1 protein-coding gene is annotated in these 527 nt (G+C 62.6%); it reads left to right on the top strand.

Annotation, left to right across the window (positions count from 1 at the left end; translation table 11 throughout):
• Positions 1-360 (top strand): transposase (locus tag E1297_RS00765; protein ID WP_155132680.1); only part of this gene is annotated, 360 nt, incomplete at its 5' end.
• Positions 361-527 lie beyond the last annotated feature (167 nt).

Genomic DNA, 527 nt, shown 5'->3' on the forward strand with positions numbered 1-527 from the left:
ATCGCTGCGACCGTTCGCGCCACCGTCCCGGATCCGGCAGCCTTCCGTACCGGGCGGGATCTGGCCGCCTGGATCGGCATCACACCAAGATCGAACTCGAGCGGAGGCAAGGAGCGAGTCGGGAAGATCTCGAAGAGGGGCAACAAGCAGTTGCGCACCCTGCTCATTGTCGGTGCGACGTCGATCCTCAAGCAAGCCCGCAGAGGCGCGAAGCTACCCGCCTGGGTGTTCTCCTTGATGGCGCGCCGTCCCTACAAGGTGGCCGCAGTGGCGCTGGCCAACAAGATGGCACGTACCATATGGGCGCTTCTCGTCAAAGGAGGCACATACCGAGCTCCGGCGATCATGGCGACGGCTTAGGAAAAGAATTCCCGGCGTCCCAGCGCCGGGATAATACGGCAAGGTGCGAAAGCGTGATGAACCCGAGGGGCGACACCTCGATGCCGGTCAGACCGTCTGACTCAGTGCGCCTTTGAGCGCGCAAATATGATTAGGCGATCGGCATCGCGGATCTCATCGTGGCCAGC

The organism is Roseibium sp. RKSG952 (assembly GCF_009711355.1).